Raw genomic sequence first — 13,238 nt, forward strand, 5'->3', positions numbered from 1 at the left:
GCCCGTGGTCCCCGGCGGGCGCAGCGGCCTCCGCACGATCCCCCAGGAGATGATGTGGCCCGGCGTCCACTGCCCCGCATCCTGACCGACAGCGCGCCGATCGCGCGCGGGCGCGAGTTCGCGCGTACCGCGGCGGACGGTGCGGCCGACGTGTTCCACCCGCTGATCACCATCAGCCGGGGGCTGCGCCGGCTGCTGGCCGCCGGGCGCCGACGCTGGTCCGACACGCCCAAGGAGCGGCGCGGCTCGCTGCTGTTCGTCGCCGCCGGCAGCGTCCTGGCGGTGGCGCTCGTCCCGTACGGGCCGGTGCTCGCGCTGGTCACGGTGATGGCGGCGGCAGCCTGGGCGGGCCGGGAGCAGCAGCCGGCCGAGGAGCCCGCCGCCGGTCCGGGGGAAGCGGAGACCGGCCGCCTGCAGGCGCTGTACGAGGCGCTGGTGCCGTACTTCGCGATCGAGGGCGATCCCAGTCCCCTGTACGCCCACGACGGGGACTGGGAGAGCGCCTTCACCGAGTACGCGTTCGACGAGGCCGGGCGCCCGGCCCGGCTGACGCTGCGGTACCCGGCGTACTTCACCGACGGCGACGCGGCGTCCCGGGCCCGTATCGAGCAGGTGCTGTACGCGAAGTCGGGGCGCGGCAGGGAGTACCACTTCGCGTGGGACGAGGAGTCGAACCAGTTGACGCTGACGGTGCTGCCGCCGCTGCCGACCGACATCGCGGCGCAGCGGTTCGTGACGACGCACGGCGAGACGGTCCTCGGTTTCACCGATGCCGGCGCCGTCCAGCGGACGCTGCCGGTGGAGGCCGGCGAGGAGACGCGTGACGTGCCGCCCGTCGTGTGGCGGACCGGCCTGCGGTCGACCGAGCCGCACCTGCTCGTACTGGGGCAGCCGGGCGTCGGCGTCACGACGCTGCTGCGGTCCATCGCGCTGCAAGCGCTGCCGTACGGCGACGTCCTGGTGATCGACGGCGGCGGGACCGGCGAGTACGCGTGTCTGGCGGGGCGGACCGGCGTGATGGGCGTCGAGTCCGGGCTGTCGGGGGCGCTGGCGACGCTGGAGTGGGCGGCGCACGAGACCGAGCGGCGGCTGATCGCCGCCAACCGCGCGCGGCAGGCCGGGCGGCAGGCTCCGGACGACATCCGCTGGCCGCTGTGGATTCTTCTGGACCGGCCCACCGCACTGGCCCATCTCGCGGTGGCCGAAGGGCGGGACGACCCGCAGCACCTGCTGCACGTGCCGTTGCGGCACGGCCGGGCGGCCTTCGTCACGGTGGTGGTGGCCGACCAGCTCGACAGTGCCGGACTGCTGAGCGAGCCGGTGCTGACGCACACCCGGGCCAGAGTCATACTGGGACCGGCCACGCCGGAGGACGTGCAGGCGGTGCTCGGCGCGCCGCCGAACACCACACCGGCCACCGACGTACCGCCGGGGCGCGGCTACGCGCGGCTGGGCACCGGACCGGTGCTCCGCCTCCAGGTCCCGGCCACACCCGACCCGTACGACGACGCCACGAGCGAGACGCACCGGCAGGCCGTACTGGACCTGCTTCCGGAACCCGCGGCTCCGATGGAGGAGGACGCGACCGAAGACCTGAGCGCGGCAGCCGGCCTGGCCAGGTCGGACGGCACGGGCGGGCCGGATGACGCCGTCGCGGGCGGGACGGGGGGCACCGTCCCGGGCCCGGAGGGCAGGACCGTCGCGGGTGGCGCCGTCGGGGTGGACGTCCTGTTCGGCACCGTCGGTCCGGCCGCGCCGTCCGCCCCCGAGGAGATCACCGAGCCGTCCGGGCCGGCACCGGCACACCGCACGGCCGACGCGGGGCGCGCGGAGGGCTGAGCGCGTCGCCGGCAGCACGGCGGGCGACGCCCGCCGAGGCCCGGTCAGCGACCGCGCCTCAGCCACGCCGCCCAGCGACCGGCGCCCCGCCGCACACGGCGCGGGCACTGCTGAAGCGGCCGTCGCCCCACCGCACCCGCCGTCCCGCTCTCGCCGGACTTTCCCCACGGATGTCCGATGTACAGCCCGGGGCGGCCCCGGGGAGCCGGCACGAATCCGCCGATCAGCAGGATCGATCCGGCTCATGGGCCCCGGCCGACGGCCCTGCCGTGCGCTCCGGCGGGGGCCACTCCCTGGATGTCCGACGCGGACTTCACCGTCCTCGACCCGTCGCCACGGACCGGCGTACCGGCACGAGATGACCGCTGACCACGCCAAGGGCGGGACCGTGCCCGCACCGCCTCACGCCACAAAGCTGTGCGGCGTCTCCACCTCGCCGGCGGCCGTTCCGCTCGCCACGTGCCGGGCGGCGGCGGCCAGTCGGGACGCGGCCTCGTCGGCGACGGCTCCGCTGACGGTGAAGGGCAGCCGGACGAAACCCTCGAACGCGCCGTCCACGCCGAACCGCGGCCCCGAGGGCACCCGTACACCGAGCCGCTCCCCCGCCTCCGCGATCCGCGAGCCGGAGAGGCCGCCGGTGCGTGCCCACAGGGTGAGGCCGCCGTCCGGCACGCTGAACTCCCAGTCGGGCAGGTGGCGTCGGAGCGCGGCGACGATCGCGTCGCGGTTCTCGCGGGCCTGGTCGCGGCGGATCTCCACGGCCTGCTCCCAGCCGTCGCCCTCCAGGAGCGAGACGATGGCGAGCTGTTCGAGGACCGGCGAGCCGAGGTCGGCGAAGGCGCGGGCGGCGACGAGGCTGCGGATGAGGTCGGGGGCGGCCCGTACCCAGCCGATGCGCATCCCCGCCCAGAACGCCTTGCTGACGGAGCCGACCGTGATGACGTTGCTGCCCGCCGGGTCGAAGGCGCAGACGGACCGCGGCATCCCGATGTCGTCCAGGCGGAGTTCGGCCATGGTCTCGTCGACGACCAGGACCGTGCCGGCCGCGCGGGCGGCGTCCACCAGGCGGCGGCGCTGGTCCTCGGTGGCGAGGGTGCCGGTCGGGTTGTGGAAGTCGGCGACGACGTACGCCATACGGGGCGCGGCGTCCCGCATGACCTGGCGCCAGGCCGGGATGTCCCAGCCGGCGAGGCGGTCGGCGAGGGCGACGGGGACGAGCCGGGCGCCGGCGTCGCGCATCAGCTGGAGGATGTTGGCGTACGACGGGGAGTCGACCGCGACCCGTTCGCCGGGCCGGGTGATCTGGCGGCAGATGGCGGCCACCGCGCCCATGGCGCCGGTGGTGACCATGATCTGTTCGGGCATCGTGGGGATGCCGCGGGCGGTGTAGCGGTCGGCGAGCGCCTGGCGCAGGGCCGGCAGGCCGGCCGGGTAGTCGCCGTGGGTGTGCGCGTACAGCGGGAGATGTTCCATGGCGCCCTGCACACCGCGCGTCAGCCAGGGCTCGGGGGCCGGGAGGGCCGCGCAGCCGAGGTCGATCATGGAGCTGGCCGCCTCCGGGGGCAGCGGTTCCAGGCCGCGGGTGGGCAGCGGGTTGCCCGCGGGGACGGCGGTCCAGCTGCCGGAGCCTCGGCGGGACTCCAGGAACCCTTCGGCGCGCAGCGCTTCATAGGCCGCGGCGACGGTGGTGCGGCTCACGGAGAGTGCGGCGGCCAGTTCGCGTTCCGCGGGCAGACGGGCGGCGACCGGTACCCGGCCTTCCAGGACGAGGAGGCGGACGCCGTCCGCGAGGCCGCGGTAGGCGGGGATGCGGCGGCCGGCCGGTGCCACGGCGTCGCGGGTGTCCTGCGACCGGAGCAGCCGGGCGAGTTGCGACGCCCCCACCGCTGAAGTCCACTGCGCCATCGTGAGCAGTCCACCTTTCCCGGATTGGCCCTGGAAACTGATCATCTCCGAGCCACAGAGTGTCACGAGCCAGTCCAATCATGCCAGGAGGGGGAAGATTTTGTTCAGCACCCGGAGGTCCGGCGCCATGGAGGGCGCGAGCGACAGCAAGGCGGACGCGACGTCCGGCCGCCGCGCGGACCCCACGCCCGGTCGGCGACTGCCGCGCCGCCTCGTCCACCTCTACACCGGACTGGTCCTGTACGGCCTCAGCATGGGACTACAGTTGCGCGCCGGACTCGGCCTGGAGCCGTGGAGCGTCCTCAACCAGGGCATTTCCCGGCATACCGGCCTGTCGATCGGCACCGTCACGATCGTCTCCGGCGTACTGATCCTGCTGCTGTGGATTCCGCTGCGGCAGCGTCCCGGGCTCGGGACGGTGTCCAACGTCGTGATCCTCGGCCTCGTCATGGACGCGACGCTCACCCTCGTACCGGAGATCACCACGCTCGCCGCCCGCATCCCCCTGCTCGTCTTCGCGATCCTGCTGAACGGCATGGCGACGGGGCTCTACATCTCCGCCCGCTTCGGGCCCGGCCCGCGGGACGGCCTGATGACCGGCCTGCACCGCCGTACGGGCCGGCCGCTGCGGCTCGTCCGTACCTGCATCGAGGTCGCGGTGCTCACCGTCGGCTTCCTCCTCGGGGGCTCGGTGGGTGTGGGCACCGTGCTGTACGCACTGGCCATCGGGCCGCTGGCCCAGTTCTCGCTGCGCTTCTTCACGATCGGCGGGCAGCGCGGCCGCGTGGTGGCGTCGTCCGAGCCCGTTGCCGCTTCCGCGCCCGCGCCCCGCCCCTGACCCCACGGCCCTCGGCCACCGTCGCAGCCTCCTGGGCGCAACTCCCTTACCCTTGTACCGATTTATCGCCTCACGTCCCCGGCCCCGCCCGCGCCGACTGTTACGCTCCCCCTATCAACCACCCCTCTGACCTGGCCTTTTACTGCCCGGCGACGAGGGGTGCAGCAACCGAGGGGAGCGACTGTGAAGATCGGGATCAACGTCCTCAACTACGGGGAGGGCACCACCCCCGAAAGCATCGAGACGTGGGTGCGCGGCGCCGAGGAGCTGGGCTACCACCTGGCGATGATCTCCGACCATGTGACGCTGCCCCCGGAGGTCGCGGGCGCCTTCCCGCCGCCGTTCTACGACCCGTTCACCACGCTGGCCTGGCTCGCGGGCCGGACCAGCACCATCGAGCTGGGCACGACGGTCGTCGTCCTCCCGTACCGCCACCCCTTGCAGACCGCACGCGTGACCGCGAACCTGGACCGGTTCAGCGGCGGGCGGCTGGTGTTCGGCGTGGGCCTCGGCTGGTCGCAGCAGGAGTACGCGGCGCTCGGCGTCGACTACGCGTCCCGCGGCCGGATCACCGACGAGTACCTCGCCTGCATCAAGGAACACTGGACGCGGCCGGTGGTCTCCTTCCAGGGTGAGCACGTCGCCTACACGGACATCACCACAGGACCCGGCCCGGTCCGCGACCCGCACCCGCCGGTCTGGGTCGGCGGCCTCAGCGACGCCGCGCTGCGCCGGGCCGGGCGGTTCGGGGACGCCTGGCATCCGTACACGCTGGGCGCGGACACGATCCGCGAGCGGCTGCCGGTCCTGGAGGCCGCGGCGGAAGCGGCCGGCCGGCCGACGCCCGCGGTGACACCCCGGATCGCCCTGCACCTCACGGAGCGGCCGGTGGAGTCGGAGTCCCGGCTGCCGGGCCACGGCACGGTCGACCAGGTACGCGCCGACCTGGAGGCGCTGGCGGAGCTGGGCGTCCCGTACGTCGTTCTCGACACGTTCCTGTCCAGCTACGCCGGTCCGGTTCCGCCCGAGGAGAGCCCCCGGCACGACCTCGCCCAGTTGGAGACGGCGGCGGAGCGCATCCTCGATCTTCCGGGTGAGACGCTGCGCTGAGGGCGGCGGGCCGGGGCGGCGGGCGAGGACGGCGGGCGCCCCGGCGCCGTACCGCGCGTGCGCCACGCCGCGCCGCGCAGGGAGCACGCCACGCAGGCAGCACGGCGTACGCCCACCGAGCCGCACCACCGCCGACCGGCCGAGGCCGTGGCCGGTTGCCGACGGCCGGCCGGCCCGTCCTGTATATCCTCTGGCCAATGCGCTCCCAGCAGTTGACCACCCGCGGGTTGCCCGTACGGCACCCCTTCCTCGACCACCCGGCCCCGCTCGCCTTCGCCCACCGGGGCGGCGCCGCGGACGGGCTGGAGAACACCGCCGCGGCCTTCCGGCGCGCGGTGGCGCTCGGCTACCGCTACCTGGAGACCGACGTGCACGCCACGTCGGACGGCCGGCTCGTGGCGTTCCACGACGCCACGCTGGACCGGGTCACCGACCGGGGCGGGGCGATCGGCCGGCTCCCCTGGCAGACCGTCCGCCGGGCCCGGGTGGCGGGCCGGGAGCCACTGCCGCTCTTCGAGGAGCTGCTGGAGGAGTTTCCGCGGGCCCGGTGGAACGTCGACATCAAGGCGGAGGCGGCGCTCCGGCCACTGCTGGACCTGCTGCGCCGTACGGACGCCTGGGACCGGGTGTGCGTCGGCTCGTTCTCGGAGGCCCGCGTCGCGCGGGCCCAGCGGCTGGCCGGCCCGCGGCTGGCGACCTCGCTCGGCACGCGCGGCGTACTGGGGCTGCGGATGCGCTCGTACGGCCGGGGTGTGCCCCTGGACCGGCTGCTGGGGGCTGCGGTCCGGCGCAATGCGGTGTGTGTGCAGGTGCCGGAGCGGCAGTCCGGCATCCGCGTGGTCGATCCACTGCTGATCCGGGCCGCGCACGCGTGGCGTTTGCAGGTGCACGTGTGGACGGTGAATGATCCACGGCAGATGGCGGCCCTGCTGGACCTCGGCGTCGACGGAATCATGACCGACGACATCGGCGCCCTGCGGGAGGTGCTCACCGCCCGGGGGTCCTGGCCCGCGGAGTGAGGCCCGCACCCTCTCGGAAGGGCCGTCCGCACCGCCCTGACGAGCCGTTACCGGAGTGGGGCGGTCGCGCCGAGGGGGACCCTGATTTAGGCGTGGGGGCTGCGGGCCGGTAGTGTACGCCTTTGGCTCACCAGGCGGACCGTTACTGCGCGCTGAACTGTGGAAAGCGCTGGGTGACATCTGCTGCCAGATGTGACAAACCGGGCATTGGTGGGTACAACAAGGGGCGGCACGAAGGAAGGCAGCGGCGCGCAGCGCCTCCATCAGGCGGTGGTGGGCGACGAGTGGGCACATCTCCCGGTGACGGGAATCTTCACCGCCGACCGGACGTTGACCGGATGACGACGACAGCGACACCTGTCCTGTGGGCGACAAGCCCGGGAGGCACGATTCATGAGTGAGCGAGCTCTTCGCGGCACGCGACTTGTGGTGACCAGCTACGAGACCGACCGCGGCATCGACCTGGCCCCGCGCCAGGCGGTGGAGTACGCATGCCAGAACGGACATCGATTCGAGATGCCGTTCTCGGTAGAGGCCGAGATTCCATCCGAGTGGGAGTGCAAGGTTTGTGGTGCACAAGCCCTCCTGGTGGATGGCGATGGCCCTGAGGAAAAGAAGGGCAAGCCCGCGCGTACGCACTGGGACATGCTCATGGAGCGGCGCACCCGCGAGGAGCTGGAGGAAGTGCTGGCCGAACGGCTGGCCGTCCTGCGCTCCGGCACCATGAACATTGCCGTGCATCCGCGCGACAACAACAACAATCGCAAGTCCGCCTGACGAACGGACGCGCGAACGGGCCGGGGCCACTGCACCACGCAGTGGCCCCGGCCCGTTTCCACGTCCGCATGCGGGCCCCGGTGTGCGTCAGGTCACCCCCCACCTGCGGAATCATCCGCGGAGCCGAAGCGCTGCAACGGGTGCGGGTGCCGGTGGGACAGTGTCCCCGGGCCTCACCATGTGCCCGTGGGGACGATCGTTCGGCTGAAGCCCCACGGAGCCTTCCGCCGAGAGGCGACCGCCATCGGTATCCGCACCCTCGGACCGCCCCGGCCGGTTCCCCCCGACTGGCCGGGGCTTCCTCATGCCCGCCTCTCGCCCCCTGCGGACCTCGCCCGCCCGCGCCACCACACGGCGTGACCGCTCGCACACCTGCTGTACGCCTGCGCGGCCAATCCGCCCTGTTCCGCTCCCAGTTACCGCGCTCAGCGCGTCAGCGGCGGATCCTCACGCCGCGGGGCGGGCCCCTCGTCCTCGCGTACGACCTCACCCTGGACGACCTTGCCGTCCGGCTGGTGCATACGGGCCTGCTGGAAGGCGTCGCCGAGGGAGCCCGGCGTACGGCGCGTCTGGCGGGACAGGAAGCGCTCAGCGCGGCGGTGGAGCAGTTTGCGGGTGGGCGGGAAGAGGCAGAGCAGCCCGGCGACGTCGGTGACCAGGCCGGGGAACATCAGCAGCAGCCCGCCGAGCATCGGCAGCGTGTTCCCGCTGCCCGAGGACGCCCGCTCCCCCGGTTTCGCGGACGCGCCCGAGGAGGCCGCGGGGTCCCCGCCCGCCTGCATGGTCTCCGTGAGGTTCTTCCAGGCCCGCCGGCCCGCGCGCTTGATCACGTACCCGCCGGCGACCACACCGGCCAGCAGCAGCAGAAGCACCGTCAGGCCGCCCGCGGCGTCAGCGACCAGGGTCAGCAGCCAGATCTCCAGCACCAGCCAGGCGGCGATGCCCAAGGGGACGAACCGGCGGGCGCGCGAGCGCTGGGGCGGACGGGACCGGGGCGGCGGCGTGGCTGCGAACGTCATGGTTCAAGTGTGCCTGGCCACGGCCGCCGCGCCCGCCCGCGGGTGGCCTCCGGGCGCCTCACGCGCCCTCGAAGACGATCAGACAGAACTCGTTGCCCTCCGGGTCGGCGAGGACCGTGGTCGGGCAGCCCGCGTCGTCGAACGGGCCGCGCAGGACCCGGGCGCCCAGGGCCAGCACCCTGCTCAGCCCGGGTTCCATGGCGGGCACCCGCAGGTCGAGGTGCATCCGGTTCTTGCCCTGCTTGGGCTCGGGCACCTGCTGGAGGAGCAGCTCGGGGCCGCGGCCCTCCGGGTCCGTCAGAGCGGTGTAGGGCGGTGTGGTGCGCGTGATCCGGTAGCCGAGGGCCTGGCTCCAGAAGTCCGCCAGCGCCTCCCGGTCGGCACAGTCCAGCACCATGACCAGCTCTTTCGGTGTCACCGCCGCCATCGCCGTCTCCTCCTGCCCTTACCTCTCCGTACGGCCGCTTCCGTACAGCCACTCCGTACGGTCCTGATCACTTCGGAACGCATGTGGCCGCTCCTGTCGGGCACCCGTACCGGACACTCCTACCCGCCCCTCTCACAAGGAGGCCGAACACGATGGACAAGCGCAGCGAGACACCGGAGCAGCGCGGCAGCGCCGTTCCCCGGGACCTGCCGGACCAGCAGGCGGACCCGCACGGCGGCACGCCGGACCCGTGGGAGGGCCGAACCCCGGACGGCGAGGACGACGGGGACGACGGCTCGGAGCACACCGACGTGCCCGACACCGACGTCTCCGGCACGGGCCGCCGCGGCGCGGCGCACGACCGCGACACGCAGGCCGACGACCCGACGCCGGACGAGCCCGCCGACTGATGCGGCGGGCCCGCGCGCCGGGCGGCGCGCTTCCCTGCCGGGCGGTCCGGGAGCCCCGCGGTCCATCGGTTCCGCAGGGCTCCCAGCGCGCTCAGAGCTCCCGCAGCGCGGGTAGCAGCTTCTTCCCCGCCCAGTCGAAGAACTCGCGCTGGTGGCCGCCGCCGACCTGGACCACGGCGACCTCCGTGAAGCCGGCCTCCGCGTACGGACGCACCGCCTCGACGAAGTCGTCCACGTTGTCGCCGCAGGGAATCGTCCCGGCCACGTCCTCCGGCCGGACGAACTGGGTGGCCCCGGCGAACCCGGCCGGGTCCGGCAGCTCGGAATTGACCTTCCAGCCGCCGGCGAACCAGCGGAACTGGTCGTGGGCGCGGCGTACCGCGGCGTCCCGGTCGGGGTCATAGCAGATGGGAAGCTGGCCCACCCGCGGCTTGCCCTGGCCGCCGTGCTTCTCGAAGGAACTGATCAGCTCACCCTTCGGCTCGGTCGCGATGACCAGGTCGCCGAGACGGCCGGCGATCTCGCAGGACCGCTCCCCCGACACGGCCACCCCGATCGGCGGGGCCTGGTCGGGCAGGTCCCAGAGCTTGGCGGAGTCCACGTCGAAGTGGTTGCCGTGGTAGCTGACGGTGCCGCCTTCGAAGAGCGCCCGGATGATCTCCAGGGCCTCGGTGAACATCTCGTGCCGGGTGGTCTTGCCCGGCCAGCCGCGTCCGACGACGTGCTCGTTGAGGTTCTCGCCCGCGCCCAGGCCCAGGCGGAAGCGGCCGCCGGAGAGCAGTTGCATGGTCGCGGCCTTCTGCGCGACGACCGCCGGGTGGTAGCGCACCGTCGGGCAGGTCACATACGTCATCAGCGGGATGCGGGAGGTGGCCTGCGCCGCCGCGCCCAGCACGCTCCAGGCGTAGGGGGCGTGGCCCTGGGACTCCAGCCAGGGGGCATAGTGGTCGGAGGTCACCGAGAAGTCGAACCCGGTCTCCTCGGCCCGGACGACGTGGTCGACGAGATCACGCGGGCCGGCTTGCTCAGTCATCATCGTGTAGCCGATTTGCACCATATGGCGCGAGTTTCCCGATCATGTGACCGCAAAACTCGGTCGTGGTGATGATGCCCGGCCGGGTCCGGAAGACTCCGCCCGACCGGCCTAGTGTGTGCGCTCGCGAACGTCGGGCGCGCCCGCTGCCGTCGGCCGGGGCCGACAGCAGCCGGGGGCGAGGGCCGGGCCCCTCCCGGGAGCCCGGCGCCCCGCTCTCAGCGTCCGCGGAGCTTGTTCACCCGGGAGCCGACGCCCCAGCCGGTGACCCGCCACAGGGCCTCCACCACGATGTCCTTGCTCATCTTGCTGTCGCCGCGCTCGCGTTCGACGAAGGTGATGGGGACCTCGACGACGTGGAAGCCGCTCTCGACGGCGCGGCGCGCCAGGTCGACCTGGAAGCAGTAGCCCTGCGAGGAGACCTCGTCCAGGCCGAGCCCTTCCAGGGTCTCCTTGCGGAAGGCCCGGTAGCCGCCCGTGACGTCGCGCAGCGGTACGTCCAGCATGGCCCGGCAGTACGTGCTGCCGCCGCGGGAGAGGTACTCGCGGTGCTTGGGCCAGTTGACCACCCGGCCGCCGGGCACCCAGCGGGAGCCGAGCACCAGGTCGGCGCCCTTGAGGGCGGTGAGCAGCCGCGGCAGCTCCTCGGGGCGGTGGGAGCCGTCCGCGTCCATCTCCACCAGGACACCGAAACCGTGCTCGATGCCCCAGCGGAAGCCCGCCAGATAGGCGGCGCCGAGCCCTTCCTTGCCCTTGCGGTGCAGCACCTGGACATGGTCGTCCGCCGCCGCCAGCTCGTCGGCGATCTTGCCCGTACCGTCCGGGCTGTTGTCGTCCGCGACGAGGATGTGCGCCTCGGGCACGGAGGTCCGTACCCGCGAGACGATCGGTTTGATGTTCTCCGCCTCGTTGTAGGTCGGAATGATCACCAAGGTGGTCCCGAGCGGACCGTACTTCCGCTGACCGCCGTCTGTCACTGCTGCCCCTTCTCGTCCTTCGTACGCCCGCGCCGGCCGATGACTGTCGCGGCGACGCAGGACAGAAGCCCCACGATAGCGAGCACCCACTCGGGAATGGCACCGACGCGGTCGGCCACCGTCTTTTCGTCACGCAGCGGCAGGCTCGCCTGCAGCACCCCTCGGGTGAACTCCGGGATCTTGTGGGTGACCGTACCGTCCGGTGCCACCACCGCGCTGATCCCGCTGGTGGCCGCCGTGACGACGGCACGGCCGTGTTCCACGGCGCGCAGCTTGGACATCGCGAGCTGCTGCTCGGGCTGTCCGGTGCGGCCGTAGGTGGCGTTGTTGGTCTGAACGACGAGGGCGCGGGCGCCCGCGTTCACGGTGTCGTGGACGATCTCGTCGTAGGCGACCTCGAAGCAGATGACGTCGCCGAGCCGGGCCGACCCGAGGTCGAGGACGCCGGTGTGGTCGCCGGGGTAGAAGTCGCGCGGCACCCGCTGGAACCGTGTAATGATCTTGCTGAGCTGCTCCCGGAACGGCACGTACTCGCCGAACGGCACCGGGTGCTGCTTGGTGTACGAGGCGCCGGGGCCCTTCTTCGGGTCCCAGACGATGCCCTGGTTGAAGACGTAGCCCGGCTTGTCCGGGTGGTCGACCAGGGCGCCGACGAGGACGGGAACACCGATCGCCTTGACCGCCTCGTCGATACGGTCGTACGCCTGCGGGTAGCGGAACGGGTCCAGGTCCGAGGCGTTCTCGGGCCAGATCACCAGGTCCGGCTTCCTGGCCTTGCCCGCCTTCACGTCGGCGGCCAGTTGCTCCGTGGCGGTGGCGTGGTTGTCCAGGATCTGCATCGGGCGGCCGAGGAAGTCCATGCCGGGCCGCTGCACGTTGCCCTGGACCACGGCGATGTCCACCCGGTCGTCCGCGTCGGTGTGCACCGGGACCAGGAGTCCCGACACCGTGACCGCGGCGGCCAGGCCGACGGCCACCACGGCGGGCAGGGCCGCCCGTACCGACCTGCCGGGCCCGCGGCGCAGCCGCCACAGGACGACGGCCGCCGCGGCCAGCAGAGCGCCGCTCAGGGCGACGGCGAAGGTCACCAGGGGCGCGCCGCCCAGGGCCGCGAGCGAGGTGAAGGGCGAGCCGGTGTTGGCGAAGGCGAGCCGTCCCCACGGGAAGCCGCCGAAGGGCACCCGGTCGCGGACCCACTCCTCGGTGACCCACAGACAGGCGGCCCATACGGGCGCGTACTTCACACGGGAGGTGACGGCGAGGCCCGCACCGAGCAGGACCGTGTACAGAGCCTGCACGAGGGCCAGCCCGAACACCGCGTCCCAGCCGACGACGTGCAGCCACTTCAGCAGCATGAAGAAGAACGGCAGCCCGAACGCGAGCCCGGTCCAGGCACCCTGACGGGCCGTCCTGCCACGGGTGAGCAGGCCGAGGGCCGCGACGCCGACGAGGGACAGCGGCCACAGGTCGAACGGCGGGAAGGCCAGCGCCAGGGCGAGACCGCTCAGCACGGCGAGCACCGTACGCGGCGCCTCGCGGCGGACCAGCGCCGCGAACCGGCGGCCGCGCCCTGGCACGGCTGGTGCGGGGGTGTCGGAGCCCGATGGCACGGTCCCGGCCTTCCTTGCAGGTCGTGCGGTGGTGTCGGGCACGGTCGCGGCCTTCCTTGCAGGTCATGCGGTGGTGTGCAGACCGTACAACGGGGTCGCGCGATTGCGGACCGGGGGTGCCGACAGGTATGAGCTGCGCCGCCCGCGTGCGGCGGGGAAGAGGGAGCGGGCACCGTCCCGCGGTGCGGATCGGGGCCCGGCGCCCTTCGGGCCGACCTGGGACCCGCTGGCTGCGGGTCGACCGAAAGCCGTTGTCTACTGAGCAACCGGGCCC

General features: G+C 73.1%; 12 protein-coding genes. 6 read left to right on the forward strand and 6 right to left on the reverse strand.

Annotated features, from left to right (window positions below):
* Positions 1-54 precede the first annotated feature (54 nt).
* Positions 55-1,839 (forward strand): ABC transporter ATP-binding protein, encoded by a 1,785-nt coding sequence (locus AB0A97_RS24685; protein ID WP_361153737.1) that lies wholly within the window; start codon positions 55-57, stop codon positions 1,837-1,839.
* Between the two features lie 402 nt (positions 1,840-2,241).
* Here AB0A97_RS24685 and AB0A97_RS24690 read toward each other — a convergent pair whose 3' ends face one another.
* The gene (locus AB0A97_RS24690) at positions 2,242-3,744 is read right to left on the reverse strand and encodes a PLP-dependent aminotransferase family protein (protein ID WP_361153739.1); all 1,503 of its coding nucleotides are present in this window, start codon (positions 3,742-3,744) and stop codon (positions 2,242-2,244) included.
* A 127-nt stretch (positions 3,745-3,871) separates the two neighbouring features.
* Here AB0A97_RS24690 and AB0A97_RS24695 point away from each other — a divergent pair, with 127 nt between their 5' ends.
* The 4 genes from AB0A97_RS24695 to AB0A97_RS24710 all read left to right on the forward strand — a co-directional run bounded on the left by AB0A97_RS24695 (position 3,872) and on the right by AB0A97_RS24710 (position 7,488).
* Positions 3,872-4,582, forward strand: coding sequence for a hypothetical protein (locus AB0A97_RS24695; protein ID WP_361154000.1), 711 nt, complete (start codon positions 3,872-3,874; stop codon positions 4,580-4,582).
* A gap of 183 nt (positions 4,583-4,765) precedes the next feature.
* A complete protein-coding gene (locus tag AB0A97_RS24700) occupies positions 4,766-5,692 on the forward strand; it encodes an LLM class F420-dependent oxidoreductase (RefSeq protein ID WP_361153742.1) in 927 nt (308 codons plus the stop codon).
* Between the two features lie 197 nt (positions 5,693-5,889).
* Positions 5,890-6,711 carry a glycerophosphodiester phosphodiesterase family protein gene (locus AB0A97_RS24705; RefSeq protein ID WP_361153744.1) on the forward strand — a complete coding sequence of 274 codons (822 nt, stop codon included), beginning with the start codon at positions 5,890-5,892 and terminating at the stop codon, positions 6,709-6,711.
* Between the two features lie 393 nt (positions 6,712-7,104).
* Positions 7,105-7,488, forward strand: coding sequence for an RNA polymerase-binding protein RbpA (locus AB0A97_RS24710; protein ID WP_031000331.1), 384 nt, complete (start codon positions 7,105-7,107; stop codon positions 7,486-7,488).
* 425 nt (positions 7,489-7,913) lie between these two features.
* Here the strand turns inward: AB0A97_RS24710 and fxsA are convergent, their stop codons facing one another.
* Both fxsA and AB0A97_RS24720 read right to left on the reverse strand, forming a co-directional pair.
* Complete coding sequence (gene fxsA, locus AB0A97_RS24715; protein WP_361153747.1) at positions 7,914-8,507, reverse strand: FxsA family membrane protein; 594 nt, start codon at positions 8,505-8,507, stop codon at positions 7,914-7,916.
* A 58-nt stretch (positions 8,508-8,565) separates the two neighbouring features.
* Positions 8,566-8,904 (reverse strand): VOC family protein, encoded by a 339-nt coding sequence (locus AB0A97_RS24720; RefSeq protein ID WP_361153749.1) that lies wholly within the window; start codon positions 8,902-8,904, stop codon positions 8,566-8,568.
* 182 nt (positions 8,905-9,086) lie between these two features.
* On the opposite strand from AB0A97_RS24720, the gene AB0A97_RS24725 reads away from it, so the two are divergent.
* Positions 9,087-9,344 (forward strand): hypothetical protein, encoded by a 258-nt coding sequence (locus AB0A97_RS24725; RefSeq protein ID WP_361153753.1) that lies wholly within the window; start codon positions 9,087-9,089, stop codon positions 9,342-9,344.
* 91 nt (positions 9,345-9,435) lie between these two features.
* Here the strand turns inward: AB0A97_RS24725 and AB0A97_RS24730 are convergent, their stop codons facing one another.
* From AB0A97_RS24730 to lnt, 3 genes are all read right to left on the reverse strand, one after another.
* Entirely contained in the window at positions 9,436-10,401 is a 966-nt protein-coding gene (locus AB0A97_RS24730) for an LLM class F420-dependent oxidoreductase (protein ID WP_361153755.1), read from the reverse strand.
* A 194-nt stretch (positions 10,402-10,595) separates the two neighbouring features.
* Positions 10,596-11,354 (reverse strand): polyprenol monophosphomannose synthase, encoded by a 759-nt coding sequence (locus AB0A97_RS24735; RefSeq protein WP_361153757.1) that lies wholly within the window; start codon positions 11,352-11,354, stop codon positions 10,596-10,598.
* Positions 11,351-12,964: an apolipoprotein N-acyltransferase gene (lnt, locus tag AB0A97_RS24740; protein WP_361153760.1), complete on the reverse strand. Its 1,614-nt coding sequence runs from the start codon at positions 12,962-12,964 to the stop codon at positions 11,351-11,353. Before lnt ends, AB0A97_RS24735 begins: the two co-directional genes overlap by 4 nt.
* Positions 12,965-13,238 lie beyond the last annotated feature (274 nt).

It is taken from the genome of Streptomyces sp. NPDC045470 (genome assembly GCF_040646595.1).
GTDB lineage: Bacteria > Actinomycetota > Actinomycetes > Streptomycetales > Streptomycetaceae > Streptomyces.

Coding starts and splice junctions, on each gene's coding strand:
- fxsA (WP_361153747.1), bottom strand. CDS start 8,507: ATGACGTTCGCAGCCACGCCGCCGCCCCGGTCCCGTCCGCCCCAGCGC.
- AB0A97_RS24710 (WP_031000331.1), top strand. CDS start 7,105: ATGAGTGAGCGAGCTCTTCGCGGCACGCGACTTGTGGTGACCAGCTAC.
- AB0A97_RS24690 (WP_361153739.1), bottom strand. CDS start 3,744: ATGGCGCAGTGGACTTCAGCGGTGGGGGCGTCGCAACTCGCCCGGCTG.
- AB0A97_RS24695 (WP_361154000.1), top strand. CDS start 3,872: ATGGAGGGCGCGAGCGACAGCAAGGCGGACGCGACGTCCGGCCGCCGC.
- AB0A97_RS24705 (WP_361153744.1), top strand. CDS start 5,890: ATGCGCTCCCAGCAGTTGACCACCCGCGGGTTGCCCGTACGGCACCCC.
- AB0A97_RS24725 (WP_361153753.1), top strand. CDS start 9,087: ATGGACAAGCGCAGCGAGACACCGGAGCAGCGCGGCAGCGCCGTTCCC.
- AB0A97_RS24730 (WP_361153755.1), bottom strand. CDS start 10,401: ATGGTGCAAATCGGCTACACGATGATGACTGAGCAAGCCGGCCCGCGT.
- AB0A97_RS24720 (WP_361153749.1), bottom strand. CDS start 8,904: ATGGTGCTGGACTGTGCCGACCGGGAGGCGCTGGCGGACTTCTGGAGC.